Genomic DNA, 14,153 nt, shown 5'->3' with positions numbered 1-14,153 from the left:
GCGCCGGTTCGCGCTTAAGGACGGCGCGTGATCGCGTCGATCCAGTAGCGGGTGGAGGGATCCTGCTGGCTGGCTTGCTGCGAATTCAACTCGTGCATGATGCCCTTGGCCAAGGCCTTGCCGAATTCAACGCCCCATTGGTCGAAGGGATTGATGCCCCATACCACGCCCTGGGTGAACACCTTGTGTTCGTACAGCGCCAGCAGCGCGCCCAGGGTATAGGCCTCCAGGTGGGGCAGCACGATGAGCGAGGAGGGCCGTCCGCCCGGATGGACGCGGTGCTGCGCCAGCAGCCGGGCGCGGTCGGGATCGCTTTCAATCGCCGAGGTTTCGGCCAGCGCTTCCTCGAAGGACTTGCCACGCAGCAGCGCGGAACGCTGTGCCAGGCAGTTGGCGATCAGCAGCTCGTGGTGGCGCGCGTAGGCGTGGTCGGGTTTTTCGCACAGGATGAAGTCGACGGGAGCGCCCCGGGTGTCCTGGTGCAGCCACTGGAAGAAGGTGTGCTGGCAATCGGTGCCCGACATGCCCCAGACGGCCGGGCCGGTGGGCACGCCGGCCGGGCTGCCGTCGGCGGTGGCGACCTTGCCCAGCGATTCCATTTCCAGCTGCTGGGCCCAGGGCACGATGTGATAGAGCCGCGAATCGTAGGGTGCAATCACCAGTGAATCGTAGCCCAGCACGCTGCGGTTTACGACGCCGGCCAGCGCCAGCTGGACGGGCGCGTTTTCCTCGATGGGCGCGGTGCGGAAATGCTCGTCCATGGCGGCGGCGCCCGCCAGTAGTTGGTCAAAGGAGTCTGTGCCCAGCGCCAGTGCGACCGGCAGGCTGATCGCCGACCATAGCGAATAGCGTCCGCCCACCCAATCCCAGATCTGGAAAATGTGATCGGGCAGGATGCCCAGGTTCAAGGCCGCCTCGACGTTGGCGGTGACCGCCACGACCTGTCTGATCGGATCCGCCACGCCGGCATCGCGCAGCCAGTTCATGGCGACCTCGGCATTGGCCAGCGGCTCAGTGGTGGTGAACGACTTGGAGGCGACAATGACCAAGGTGTCGTGCGGATCCAGGCGGCTCATCGCGTCCGCGACCGAATGCGAATCCACGTTGGAGGCGAAACGCACTTCGCGCCGCGCGCCGCCGTGGCGCAGGGCGCGCGTGACCAGCCGGGGCCCCCAGTCGCTGCCGCCTATGCCCAGGTGCAGCACGCTGCCATAGCGCCCGGCCGCGTCGGCCTGGCGCACGAATTCGCGCATGCGCTCGCGTTCGCCGAGGACGGACTTGGCCACCCTGGCGGGCGGCTGGGGGGCGCGTAGCGCGGTGTGCCAGGCGGCGCGTTGTTCGGTCCAGTTTGCGTTGCCGCCGTCGAACAGGCAGGACCGGGCAGCGTCGAAACCCTGTTGTTCAAGTAGGGCTGCCTCGGCCTTTTGCAGGTCCGGTGAATACGCCTGCGCGCTCAGGTCCAGGCGTAGGCCGGGGGCATTGAGGACACGCAATTGTTCGCCGCTGCGCGGCGCGGCGTGTGTGGCCGCGAGGAACTGTTGCCAGGCTGGGCTGTTCGATAAGGACATAGGCAAAACTAGAAAGGCAGATCGGCTTGCGGCGCGAGTTTGCTCAGTTCGCGGCGGAAGTCGGCTTGTATGCGTTCCAGCGCGGCGGGCGTTTGCGCTTCGAAACGCAGCACGACCACCGGCGTAGTGTTCGAGGGGCGCGCCAGGCCGAAGCCGTCAGGATATTCCGCGCGCACGCCATCAATCGTGATCACGCGATTCGCGCCGGGGAATTGCCCTTGCTCCTGCAAGGCCTGGACCAGGGTGAAGGGCTGGCCTTCCTCCATTTCCAGCTTCAGTTCGGGGGTGGAAACGTCTTGCGGCAGGGCTTCCAGCACGGCGCAGGGATCGGCGTCGCGCGACACGATCTCGAGCAGGCGCGCGCCAGTATAGAGCCCGTCATCGAAGCCGTACCAGCGCTCCTTGAAGAAGATGTGGCCGCTCATCTCGCCGGCCAGCGGGGCGCCGGTCTCGGCCAGCTTCGCCTTCACCAGCGAATGGCCGGTCTTCCACATCAGCGGCACGCCGCCGGCGGCTTCGACCGACAGGCCCACGTGGCGGCTGCACTTCACGTCATAGATGATGGTGGCGCCCGGATTGCGGTCCAGCACGTCGCGGGCGAACAGCACCAGTTGGCGGTCCGGCCAGACAATCTGACCCGATTTCGTCACCACGCCCAGGCGGTCGCCGTCGCCGTCAAAAGCCAGGCCCAGTTCGCAGTCGGTCTCGGCCACGCACTTGATCAGGTCCTGCAGGTTCTTGGGTTCGGCGGGATCGGGATGGTGGTTGGGGAAGGTGCCGTCCACTTCGCAGAACAGCTCGGTGACCTCGCAGCCCAGGGCGCGGAACAGCGCCGGGGCGACCGCGCCGGCCACGCCGTTGCCGCAGTCGATGGCGATTTTCATGGGCCGCGCCAGCTTGATGCCGGACGCGACGCGCGCGATGTAGGACGCCACCAGGTCCAGCTGGCGGCGCACGCCGGGCCGGGCCGCCGGGGCGCTGGCAGGGCCGTTCATGCTGGCAGCCAGCGCCTGAACGTCCTCGCCGTAGAGCGCGCGGCCACCCATCATCATCTTGAAGCCGTTGTACTTGGGAGGATTGTGGCTGCCAGTGATGGCGACGCCCGATCCCGTCTGCATGACGTTGGCGGCGAAATAGACCAGCGGCGTGGGCACCATGCCGATGTCCAGCGTGTCCACTCCGCCTTCCAGCATGCCTTCCTGCAGCGCCACCGACAGCATCTCGCTGCTCAGGCGGCCGTCGCGGCCGACGACCAGGGTCTGCACGCCTTGTTCGCGCGCGCGGGCTGCCAGCGCCACGCCCAGGGCGCGGGCGAAGCGGGCGTCGATCAGGTCGGGCACGGTGCCGCGGATGTCATAGGCCTTGAAGACCGAACCCGGAAATTGCGTGTTGTTGCCCACGACGGTTCCTTGGATGTTGGGTTCCAGCTCGGGTTCTGAAGCGGATTCTGGTAAACCCGCATATCAAAACGCGCCTGGCTAGGGATTAAACCGGAATTATCCCCCATTGGCGCTCCCCCTTCATCCGGCAGACGGCGTAGGGCTTTTTCCCTTCTTGCACCGTGGCGGGACGTCCGCCCCGATCTGGTGCGCCCACGGGCTCCCACGCGTGTTTCCGGTGCGGCGGCAGGCCGCGCTACGGGGTTTGCCCAGTGGGCTGGGCATGGCACAAAACTTGCTCGTCCTCCGAAGGTGATACGCTTGCTATGCAAGCAGAAAGACCGGGAGGGGCCATGGGCGCCAAAGTTTCTACTGTCATGTCATCCAGGGGCGCCTCAAACCGGCGGGGCCCGCCCACGGATCACGCCGGACCGGCCGCAGGCCGCGAGCGCCGGCTCGACATTCACGTGTTCGTTTCCGAGGCGGGCGGCCTGGCCACGGGCCGCGCCTGGGAACGCTGCGTATGGCGCGACGCCCGCGTGCTGATCGCCGAGTGTCCGGCGCCTCATCTGCCGGTTTCCGTGGAAAGCGCGTTGCGCGCCGTCGCCGCCGACGTGGCGCGGGATCGCGGCTGGCAGGGCATGGGCACTGTCGCTTTCGCGCTGGACGATCGCAGCGGCGTGTTCCGCGTGATCGACGCCCAGGCGCAGGCACATGCGGGCACGGCCGTGCATGACTGCGAACCGGTCGCTGCCCATGCGCTGGAACTGCGCATCGATGGTTGCGTGGACCGCCGCCTGCCATGCACGCGGCTGCTGGTGTGCGGCGCGACCCGGGGCGAGGTCCTGCGCCGCGCCTACCGCGCGCTGTCGGAAATGCCCGGCCCCGCGGGCGTCGACCGCGCTTTTCTCATGAACCGCATCGCCTCGCGGGCCTATTGTTCGGGCCTGACGGGTACGCGGCTGGATCAGGCCGTCGGCTGAAAGGCTCTGCCGGCGGGTGCGGCATGCCCGCCGTGCTGTGACCCGGGCGCTCACCCCCTACAATAGACCGCACACTCCCAGCCTGGGCTCGCCCCAGGCGCTACTTGTGCCGCGCTATGACCTTGCTGAGCGATCTACAGTCCCTTCTGGGCGCATCCCACGTGCTGACGGGCACGGACGCCGACACGTATGTGCTGGATTGGCGCCGCCGTTATCGAGGCGCCGCGATGGCGGTTATCCGTCCCGGCTCGACCGGGGAAGTGGCGGCGGCCGTGAAACTGTGCGCTACCCATGGGGTGCCGGTGGTGCCGCAAGGCGGCAACACGGGCCTGTGCGGAGGCGCCACGCCTGACCTGTCCGGCAGCGCGGTGATCCTGTCCACCACCCGCCTGACAGCGGTGCGCGCACTGGATACCGACAACGACACGATCACCGTGGAAGCGGGCTGCGTGCTGCAGGCCGTACAGGAGGCCGCAGCCGCGGCGGGCCGGCTGTTTCCACTGAGCCTGGCCGCCGAAGGCAGCTGCACCATAGGCGGCAACCTGGCGACCAATGCCGGCGGCACCCAGGTGCTGCGCTACGGCAACACGCGTGAACTGACTCTTGGCCTGGAGGTCGTGACCGCCGAAGGCGAGATCTGGCACGGCCTGCGCGGCCTGCGCAAGGACAACACCGGCTACGATTTGCGCGACCTGTACATCGGCAGCGAAGGCACGCTGGGTATCATCACCGCAGCCACGCTGAAACTGTTTCCCAGGCCCGTGGCTTCATGCACGGCATTGCTGACCCTGGACGGCATCGATCAGGCCGTCGAGCTGCTGTCGCGCGCCCGGGCGGGCTTTGGCGCGGCGCTGACCGGCTTTGAACTGATGAGCGGTGCCTGCCTGCAGTCGGTCGTTCGACTATTCCCGCAGCAGCGCCTGCCCTTCGAGGGAGATTCCGCCGCATCGCCATGGTTCGCCCTGCTTGAGCTGTCCGACAGCGAAAGCGAGGCGCACGCGCGCGAACGCTTCGAGACCGTATTAGGCGAGGCCATCGAAAGCGGGCTCGTGAACGATGCAGCCATTGCCGCGAATGTGGCGCAAAGCAAGGCGCTGTGGCACTTGCGCGAAAGTATTCCGCTGGCCGAAGCGGAGCTGGGCAAGTCGGTCAAGCATGACGTGTCGATCCCGATCTCTGCCATCGCCGGCTTCGTGCACAAGACCAACGCCTTGCTGCAGGCGCGATTTCCTGGCGTGCGCCATGTGATCTTCGGGCACCTGGGCGACGGCAATCTGCACTACAACGTGGCCCATGCGCCGGGGCAGACCGAGGCCGAGCTGCTGGCGCTGCAAGGCGACATCTACGGCGTGGTGCACGACAGCGTGCACGCGCACCATGGTTCGATCAGCGCGGAACATGGCGTCGGGCAGCTCAAGATCGACGAACTGCCGCGCTACAAGAGCGCCATCGAACTGGATCTGATGCGCAGAATAAAGCGAGCGTTGGACCCGCAAGGGCTGATGAATCCGGGCAAGGTACTGCGGGCCTGAGGTGGCGCGCACGAAAGGGAATCGCAACCATGGCAACCAGTCCCGCGGCGGGCGCGAATTACAGGGTATTGATCGTCGAGGATGATCCGGTCATCTCGGGCAATCTGTACACCTTCCTGGAAGCGCGCGGCTTTCTGCCCGATGCCGCCTACTCGGGGCCGGCCGCGCTGGAGCGGCTGAAGGAGCAGCGCTTCGACGCCCTGATCCTGGATATCGGCCTGCCGGGCATGGACGGAAACGCAGTGCTGCACACGCTGCGAAACGACATGCGCGCGGATGTTCCGGTGCTGATGCTGACGGCGCGCGACAGCCTGGAAGACAAGCTGGCCGGGTTCTCGCATGGCGCGGACGACTACCTGACCAAGCCTTTCGCGCTGCTGGAAGTGGAAGCGCGCCTGGTGGCGCTTATCCAGCGCGCAAAGGGCGCGACAGTGGACTCGGTGCGGGCCTTTGGCCCCCTGTCCTACGATACCCGCAACCGTGCGGTGTCGGTCAACGGCAGCCCCGTGCACCTCACACGCAAGGCCAGCCTCATCATCGAGGCGCTGCTGCGCGATCCCGGCAGGGTGGTGTCGCGCGAGGAGCTGGAGTCCACGCTGTGGGGCAACGAGCCGCCTTCGTCCGATGCTTTGCGCAGCCAGGTCCACTTGTTGCGGCGTGCGCTGGCCGATGCCGGTTTCGACGGTATCGAAACCATTCACGGCACCGGCTGGCGCCTCACGCTGGAAGCCGGGGCGACAAGATGAGCGGCATTTCGTCGGCGTCTGCGGGGGGTACGCTGACCCAGCGCGTGGTCTGGGCGTTGACCGGAACCGTGGCGTTGTTCGTGACGGCGCTGGCCCTGCTGGCCTACCTGACCTTCGATCAGATGGAAGACGATCTGGTCAACGACATCCTCAACACCGAAATGGACCGGCTGGTGCAGCACGCCCGGGTCAGCGACGGTTTCCTGCCGCGCGAAGGTGTGCGCGAACTGGGCGGTTCGATGCGCGCCTGGGTCAGCTTGGACGGCAATCGGCCCGCCGACATGCCGCCGGAAATCGAGTCTCTGGATAGCGGCCTGCATTTGGTGGAGCCGGGCGCCTACACCTGGCACGTGATGGTGGCCGAAACAGGACGGGCCAAGGTGTACCTGCTGTACGACGCCACCGAGAACGAAGGGCGGGTGCATGACTTCGGCCTGATCGTGCTGGGCGTGGGCGCCATTTGCGTGGTGGGCGCCTATGCGTTGTCACGGCGCGTGGCGGCCATCGCGGTCGGTCCGTTGCTGGACCTGACCGACCGGCTGGCCACCTGGGCGCCGGGGTCGCCCGATATGGCAGTGACGCGCGACGACGAGGCGGGCCGGCTGATAGAGGCCTTCAACCGGGTGCAGAACCAGGTGGACAGGTCGATTGCGCGCGAGCGCGAATTCGCGGGCAATCTCAGCCACGAGGTGCGCACGCCCTTGGCCGCGATCCGCTCGGACAGCGAGTTGATGCTGCTGACCCAGGTATTGACTCCGGACCAACGCCAGCGGCTGACTCGCGTGGTGGACAACGTGGACGATGTGATCGTGTCGCTGGAGAGCGCACGCTCCATGGCGCGGGACGAACTGCGCCCGGCGGAGTCCGTCGATCTCGGCGAATGCATGGACAACGCCTGGCGCGGGTACGAAACCCAGGCGGGGTTGACCGGGCTCGGTTTCGAAAACCGGATCGCCGCCGGTCAGGTTCGCATGCTGGATCGCTATGCCTTGTTGACCGTGTTGCGCAACCTGATCCGCAACGCGGTGGAACACGCCGCGCCCGCGACGCTGACCGCCAGCATGGCGGCCGACGGCGCGCTGGAGCTGCGCGACGATGGCAAAGGCATTGCCGCCGACGATCTGCCCTTCCTGTTCCGCCGCTATTACAGCGGCCGCATGCGGGATTCGGGCGCGGGCGGCCCCGACGAGACGGCGCGCGGTCTGGGACTGGCGATCGCCAAGCGCGTCTGCGATATGCAGGGCTGGTCGCTGACGGTCGATTCTTCGCGCCAGGGCGAGCAGCGCGGCACCTGCTTCACGCTGCGTTTTGAGGCCGCTGAGGGGCATGCGATGGCGGCGGCCGGTGGGGCGCAAGGTCAAATTTGACGAAAGTTTGACTGTCGGCGGCCTAAGCTGCCCGTTTGCCTGACGGACATCCTGTCGCCACCATGCCGCCTTTATCGCCGCCCGCGTTGCGCAAGCCGACGCCGGCATCGTATCTGTCGATCCATGTCTTTGCGATCACGCTTGCGCTGGCCTGCCTGGCTTGGTGGGCCAATGTCTCAGGATTGGATATGCGCATCGCCCGAGCGCTGTTCGATCCGGCGCTGGACGATTTTCCGCTGCGTCTGAACCGTTGGCTGGATCTGATCGGGCATCGCATGGTGTTGGCCCTGCCTATCGGGATAGGACTGGCCGCGGTGGGCGTGGCGGCGGCAAGCTATCGCATTCCGGCCTGGCGGCCGTGGCGCGGGCCGGCGCTGGCGCTGGCGGCAACTTGCCTGACCGGGCAGGTGCTGGTGAACCAACTGAAGCACTACACGACGCTGCCCCGTCCCTATGATCTGGACTCCCTGGGCGGCTACACCCCTTATCCGTCTTACTGGTGGACCTGGGTGCGGGCAGGAGGGGGCGGCGCTTTGCCCAGCGGTCATGCGGGCGCGGGCTATTCGATGTTGACCCTGTATTTCCTGGGCTGGGCGCTGGGGCGTCCGGCATGGCGCTGGTGGGGGCTGGCAGCGGGTATCGCGGGAGGAGTGGGTTTTTCCACGGTGCGTATCTTGCAGGGCGCCCATTTTCTCAGTCAGACGCTCTGGTCCGCTACCTTGATGTGGTTCCTGGCGGCCCTGTTTTTCTATCCCCTCATCGTTGCGCGTCCGGCCGTCCCGGGCTTGAACCATTAGCCATGGGACTTCCGGGACGGTTGCTCCGGGCGAAACGGCGGCATGCTGCGCGTCGCCGGCGCCATTCTGGAGCGCGGGACTCGATACCGGCCCAAAGTACAATGAGCGGCGACGCTCGGTCCCCGGCCGCGCTCAACTGTTTTCGGATCCTAGCCAATGAATGTTCCCGCCGATACTCCCGTCACGCCGCGGCGTCGTCCCCGGAACCTGGCTCAGGGGCTGGTCGAGAGCATCACGGAACGCATCCGTGGCGGGGACATCCGGCCCGGCGAAAAATTGCCGACGGAATCCGAGATCATGCGCCAGTTCGGCGTCAGCCGTACGGTGGTGCGCGAAGCCCTGTCGCGACTGCAGGCTTCGGGCCTGGTAGAGACGCATCACGGCGTGGGGACATATGCGCTGGAGCCCAGCGGCGGCGGGGATTTCCGCGTGGATCCTGCCGACATCGCCACGGTGCGCGATGTGCTGGTGCTGTTGGAGCTGCGCATCTGCCTGGAAAGCGAGGCTGCCGGCCTGGCTGCGGCCAGGCGCAGCCCGGAGCAGTTGCATGAGATGCGGCGCGCGCTGGAGGCCTTCAAGAGCGCGCTGGAAAACGACGGGGACACCGTCACGCCGGACTTCCAGTTCCATCTGCTGGTCGCGCAAGCCACGGACAACCGCTATTTCGCGGATCTGATGTCGCATCTGGGTTCGGCCATCATTCCACGCACGCGGATCAATTCGGCGAAGTTCGCACACGAGGACCGCGCCGCCTACCTGGCGCGTGTGAACCTCGAGCACGAAGACATCTACAGTGCGATCCAGCGCCAGGACGCGGAGGCCGCGCGCGCAGCCATGCGCACGCATCTGAGCAACAGCCGCGAGCGGCTGCGGCGCGCCCAGTAAGAGCGGCCGCGGGATCGTCCCAAACCGCGTTAACCTTTGCGCGTTTTCCAATTTCGAACCACGAGGCGGCATGGCTCTGCTCGGCATATACAGCGGCATTCTTTCATCTGAGCAGGCGTTGCGGCGCCAGGGGGAGGTGCTCGCATGCGCCGTCTGACTCTGCGGTTCATCATTGCGGTCCTGGCGCTGCTGACGCTGTCGCGGCTGGGGCTGGCCTTCTGGATGTGGGACCGGGTGGAGGCGGCAGGGGGGCTGGGGCCGCTGCTGCTGGGCGGCCTGCGCATCGACGTCTGCCTGATGTCCATGGTGATCGCGCTGCCGGCGGTGTTTTCGCCCTGGTTCGGGCATCGGCCGCTGGGCGCCCGCATCACCGCCTGGTGGTTCCGCGCCTGGTGGATGCTGTTCGTGCTGCTGGAGGTTTCCACGCCGCAGTTCATCGCGGAATACGATACGCGGCCAAACCGGCTTTATTTCATCTATCTGCTCAATCCGAAGGAAGTCGGTTCGATGCTGTGGCAGGGCTACAAGGGCGTGCTGCTGGCGGCCTTTGTGGTGCTGGTGCTGGCGGCCTGGCTGTCGGTCCGCCTGTTTCCGACCCGCACGCGCGATCCCTTCATGTCGTGGTGGAAACGGCCGGTGGCTTCATTCGTGATCCTGGCGCTGGTGTTCCTGGGCGCGCGCGGCACGCTGGAGCATCGTCCGATCAATCCGGCCAAGGTTGCCTACAGTTCGGACGCCATGGTCAACGCGCTGGCGCTGAATTCGCTGTATAGCGTGTTCGATGCCGCCTACCGCATGCGCGATGAGCGTTCCTCGGCCGCGATGTATCCCAGGATGGCTGTGGACGAAATGAATGCCATTGTGCGTGAGAAGGCGGGACTGACGGGGGCGCCGCTGGATGCGCGCTATCCCAGCCTGCATGAGCAGAAGGCGACGGTGCGCCGGGACAAGCCGCTGAATCTGGTCATCATCCTGCAGGAAAGCCTGGGCGCGCAGTATGTGGGCAGCCTGGGCGGGCGTGACCTGACGCCCAATATCGACCGGCTGGGCAAGGAAGGCTGGATGTTCCACCGTGCCTATGCGACGGGCACGCGTTCGGTGCGGGGCATCGAGGCGGTGACGGCGGGGTTCCTGCCCAGCGTGGCCGACGCGGTGGTGAAGCTGCCGCGTTCGCAGACGGGTTTCTTCACGCTGGCGCAGGTGTTGGGCAAGCATGGCTACCATTCGCGTTTCGTGTACGGGGGCGAGTCGCACTTTGACAATATGCGGGCCTTTTTCCTGGGCAACGGTTTCGACGAAATCGTGGATCGTCCCAAGTTCGTGAATCCGGTGTTCGAGGGGTCGTGGGGAGCGTCGGACGAGGACATGTTCAATCAGGTGGACCGGCTGCTTCGCGCGGATGGCGACAAGCCGGTGTTCACGCTGGCATTCTCGGTGACGAACCATTCGCCGTGGGAGTATCCGGAAGGGCGCATCAAGCCGGTGGGCGATCCGGCGACGGTGGATAACACTGTGCGCTATGCGGACTGGGCGCTTGGGCAGTTCTTCGACAAGGCGCGCAAGGCGCCGTACTGGGACAACACGGTGTTCCTGGTGATTGCTGATCACGATTCGCGTGTTTACGGTTCCATTCCGGTGCCGGTGCGGCATTTCCAGATTCCTGCGCTGATTCTGGGGGCGGGGATTGCGCCTCGGCAGGATGAACGGTTGGTCAGCCAGATCGATATGGCGCCTACCATGCTGTCCTTGATGGGCCTGGACAACGTGAATCCGATGCTGGGCGTGGACCTGACGCAGCGGGATCCTGATCGGGCGATGATGCAGTACGCGGATAATTTCGGGTATTTGCGGGGGGATCAATTGCTGGTGCTGGAGCCTTCGAAGGCGCCGCGGCAGTTCAGGTATGAGGCTGCGCCTGTGGGGCGGGATGAGGTTTATGCGCCGGTGGAACCTTTGGATCCTCGGCTCTCGGAAGAGGCTTTGGCGCATGCTTTGTGGGCTAGTTGGGCTTATCGGGAAGAGCGGTATCGGTTGCCTTGATGGCGGCGTGGTTTGTGCGGGATGCTGCTGGTTCTTAAGACGCTTGGAGCGTTGGGGGCCTGGGGCGCGCGGGGCAACGATTGCGGTGCGGAGCCTTCGCTCCGGACTTCCCCGTCGTCATCTTCGTCAAGGCCTTCGGCCTTTCCTTCAGATTCCCTCGGGCTTATCGACGCCCCGCACGCCCCAGGCCCCCAACGCCCCAAGCTTCGGTTTTTGAAACTTTACCGTCGCGGGGGTGGGTGGTTTGCTTGGCGTGCTTGCCGCGGGCGACGGGGCGGTGGAAGATTTTGCGGTGCCCGCTCGATCAGGCCGCCCGGGCGGCCTGATCGAGCATACGCGGTGTCTTGCGCTGTGTTGCCGTTGGTGGTGGCGCTGTGCGCTGTGCGCTGATCGTGGCTTGATTCTGCGCAAGTCGAGTTTTTGCTGAAGGTAGGAAACTGGCGCATGACTTTTCCTGAATCGTCTTCCGGGGCTGGCCGCGCTGCGCCTGCCCAATCAAACAAATCCAGTGCTCGCGCGCCTGCGCGCCGTCGCGTGTTGCCATTGCCGCGTGGACGTTTCGCCTGGGTGACGGGCGTTATCAGCACCGTCTGGCTGGCGCTCAACACGGTGTTCTGGTGCCTGCTGCTGTTCCCGCTGGCCTTGTTGAAGCTGCTGCTGCCATTCGCGGCGGTCAGGCGGGGTGTCGATCCCGTGCTCAACGGCATTGCCACGGCCTGGGTGTCCTGCAACGCCGGATGGCTGGCGCGGATCCAGGATGTGCCCTGGGATGTACAGGGCAATGACGGCCTGCGCTATGCGGACTGGTATCTGGTGAACTGCAATCACCAGTCCTGGGTGGATATCTTCGTGTTGCAGCAGTCGCTGAACCGGCGTATTCCGTTGCTGAAGTTCTTCCTGAAGCAGCAGCTGATCTATGTGCCGGTGATCGGGCTGGCGTGGTGGGCGCTGGATTTTCCGTTCATGAAGCGCCACGGCAAGGCGGCGTTGCGCCGCAATCCGGATTTGGGGCGGCAGGATCAGGAGACTGCGCGGCGGGCCTGCGCGAAGTTCTCGCTGGTGCCGACCAGCGTGATGGTGTTTGCTGAAGGGACGCGTTTCAGCCCTGCCAAGCGCGCTGCGCAAGGATCGCCGTATCGGCATCTGCTCAAGCCCAAGGCGGGCGGACTGGCGGTGGCGTTGAATGCGATGGGCAAGCGGTTTCGTTCGATGATAGACGTGACGATCGTCTATCCGGATGGTGCGCCCAGCTTCTGGGATCTGGCCTGCGGTCGTGCGGGGCAGGTGCTGGTGCGCATGCGGCAGTTGCCGGTGCCGCCGGAGTTTTGCGAAGGCAACTATTCCGGCGACAAGGCGTTCCGTACGACCTTTCACCACTGGCTGGGCCAGCAGTGGCAGGCCAAGGACGATGAGATCGAGGCGTTGACGGCGCCCGCCAGGGCGGGCGCCGGCGCGGACTAGGCGCGGATCAGGCGCGGGCGGGCAGCACGGTGCCGGAGCAGGCGCCGAAGCCTATGCGCGGATAGCCTGCCTTCACGCATTCGGCGCGGATGATGACCTGGTCGCCATCCTGCAGGAAGGTGCGCTTTTCGCCCCAAGGCAGGTCGATGGGATTCTTGCCGCCGTTGCACAGTTCCAGCAGCGAGCCGGCTTCCGAAGGTTGCGGGCCGGACAGGGTGCCGGTGCCCAGCATGTCGCCGGGTTGCAGGTTGCAGCCGTTGACGGTGTGGTGGGTGATCAGCTGCGCCACGTTCCAGTAGGCATCGCGGAAGTTGCTGCGCGACAGGAAGGCCGGCGGCTGCTTGTCGGCGCGCGATTTTTCGGTGGTCAGCAGGACTTCCATCTGCACGTCGAAGGCGCCCTTGGCGCGGTTCGCATCGGATGCCAGGTAGGGCAGGGGCTGCGGTTCGGACGGGCCGCGCATCCACTGCGTGCGGAACGGTTCCAGCGCTTCCATGGTGACGACCCAGGGCGAGATCGTGGAGGCGAAGTTCTTGGCCAGGAAGGGGCCCAGGGGCTGGTATTCCCAGGCCTGGATGTCGCGCGCCGACCAGTCGTTCAGGATGCACAGGCCGAACACGTGCGATTCGGCGTCGGCCAGGGGGATGCGGTCGCCCTGGGCGTTGCCGGTGCCGACGAAGATGCCCAGCTCCAATTCGTAATCCAGGCGGGCGCAGGGGCCGAACTGCGGCGCTTCGCCTTCATTGGCGGGACGGGTCTGGCCGACGGGGCGGGGGAACTTCTGATCCACGCCGATGCTGGAGGCGCGGCCGTGGTAGCCGATGGGCACCCACTTGTAGTTCGGCAACAGGGGATTGTCGGGGCGGAATTGCTTGCCCACGGCGGTGGCGTGGTGCACCGAGATGTAGAAGTCGGTGTAGTCGCCGATGCGGGCGGGCGTGGTGTATTCGGCGTCGGCTTGCGCGACGAGCAGGGGCTCGACCGTGCCGCGCAGGGCAGCGCCTTCGCGCAATGCGCGCGACAGCGCCAGGCGCAGGGCGCTCCAGTGGGCCTGGCCCAGGGCCATCAGGGCGTTCAGGCTGTCCGTGGCGCACGCGGCCAGGGCTTCTGCTGCTAGGCCCTCGAAGGGCTGTTTGGCGGCCAGCGCGGCCAGGTCCAGGATCTGGTCGCCGATGGCCACGCCGGGGCGGAACGACTCCGTCGAACCCTTGCGGCGGAAGGTGGCATAGGGCAGGTTCTGCACCGGGAAATCCGACTCGCCGGTGTTGGCGCTGGCGATCCAGCTCTTCAGGGACGGGTCGTGGGTTTCGTTGATGGTGGTCATGGCTGCGTGTCTCTTTCAGTGTGGTTATGCGGTGGCCGGGCGTCAGGCGCCGGGAATTACAAATGCCAAGC

The 14,153-nt window shown here is 66.1% G+C and carries 11 protein-coding genes; 8 read left to right on the top strand and 3 right to left on the bottom strand.

Annotation, left to right across the window (positions count from 1 at the left end; translation table 11 throughout):
* Nucleotides 1–14 precede the first annotated feature (14 nt).
* Together pgi and IB258_RS14550 are read right to left on the bottom strand one after the other, a co-directional pair.
* Nucleotides 15–1,568 (bottom strand): glucose-6-phosphate isomerase, encoded by a 1,554-nt coding sequence (pgi, locus tag IB258_RS14555; protein WP_175180601.1) that lies wholly within the window; start codon nucleotides 1,566–1,568, stop codon nucleotides 15–17.
* 8 nt (nucleotides 1,569–1,576) lie between these two features.
* The gene (locus IB258_RS14550) at nucleotides 1,577–2,968 is read right to left on the bottom strand and encodes a phosphomannomutase/phosphoglucomutase (RefSeq protein ID WP_054451967.1); all 1,392 of its coding nucleotides are present in this window, start codon (nucleotides 2,966–2,968) and stop codon (nucleotides 1,577–1,579) included.
* Between the two features lie 332 nt (nucleotides 2,969–3,300).
* Here IB258_RS14550 and IB258_RS14545 point away from each other — a divergent pair, with 332 nt between their 5' ends.
* From IB258_RS14545 to IB258_RS14510, 8 genes are all read left to right on the top strand, one after another.
* Nucleotides 3,301–3,930 (top strand): BPTD_3102 family carboxylase-like protein, encoded by a 630-nt coding sequence (locus IB258_RS14545; protein ID WP_054451966.1) that lies wholly within the window; start codon nucleotides 3,301–3,303, stop codon nucleotides 3,928–3,930.
* A gap of 116 nt (nucleotides 3,931–4,046) precedes the next feature.
* Entirely contained in the window at nucleotides 4,047–5,462 is a 1,416-nt protein-coding gene (locus IB258_RS14540; RefSeq protein WP_192352770.1) for an FAD-binding oxidoreductase, read from the top strand.
* 29 nt (nucleotides 5,463–5,491) lie between these two features.
* Nucleotides 5,492–6,208 carry a response regulator transcription factor gene (locus tag IB258_RS14535; protein ID WP_119450305.1) on the top strand — a complete coding sequence of 239 codons (717 nt, stop codon included), beginning with the start codon at nucleotides 5,492–5,494 and terminating at the stop codon, nucleotides 6,206–6,208.
* Nucleotides 6,205–7,575, top strand: coding sequence for a HAMP domain-containing sensor histidine kinase (locus IB258_RS14530; protein ID WP_175161351.1), 1,371 nt, complete (start codon nucleotides 6,205–6,207; stop codon nucleotides 7,573–7,575). Before IB258_RS14535 ends, IB258_RS14530 begins: the two co-directional genes overlap by 4 nt.
* 62 nt (nucleotides 7,576–7,637) lie before the next feature.
* Nucleotides 7,638–8,372, top strand: a complete 735-nt coding sequence (locus IB258_RS14525; RefSeq protein ID WP_175161353.1) for a phosphatase PAP2 family protein — start codon at nucleotides 7,638–7,640, stop codon at nucleotides 8,370–8,372.
* 156 nt (nucleotides 8,373–8,528) lie between these two features.
* Complete coding sequence (locus tag IB258_RS14520) at nucleotides 8,529–9,257, top strand: FadR/GntR family transcriptional regulator (protein WP_054451961.1); 729 nt, start codon at nucleotides 8,529–8,531, stop codon at nucleotides 9,255–9,257.
* A gap of 144 nt (nucleotides 9,258–9,401) precedes the next feature.
* Entirely contained in the window at nucleotides 9,402–11,297 is a 1,896-nt protein-coding gene (locus IB258_RS14515; RefSeq protein ID WP_192352769.1) for an LTA synthase family protein, read from the top strand.
* Nucleotides 11,298–11,741: 444 nt separating this feature from the next.
* Nucleotides 11,742–12,758: an acyltransferase gene (locus IB258_RS14510; RefSeq protein WP_175161357.1), complete on the top strand. Its 1,017-nt coding sequence runs from the start codon at nucleotides 11,742–11,744 to the stop codon at nucleotides 12,756–12,758.
* 7 nt (nucleotides 12,759–12,765) lie between these two features.
* Here the strand turns inward: IB258_RS14510 and fahA are convergent, their stop codons facing one another.
* Nucleotides 12,766–14,082 carry a fumarylacetoacetase gene (gene fahA / locus IB258_RS14505; protein ID WP_125472697.1) on the bottom strand — a complete coding sequence of 439 codons (1,317 nt, stop codon included), beginning with the start codon at nucleotides 14,080–14,082 and terminating at the stop codon, nucleotides 12,766–12,768.
* Nucleotides 14,083–14,153 lie beyond the last annotated feature (71 nt).

It is taken from the genome of Achromobacter sp. ACM02 (assembly GCF_014851605.1).
Classification (GTDB): domain Bacteria; phylum Pseudomonadota; class Gammaproteobacteria; order Burkholderiales; family Burkholderiaceae_B; genus Achromobacter; species Achromobacter aegrifaciens.
The sequence above is the reverse complement of the archived record's forward strand: the minus strand, read 5'-3'. Positions and strand labels throughout refer to the sequence as shown.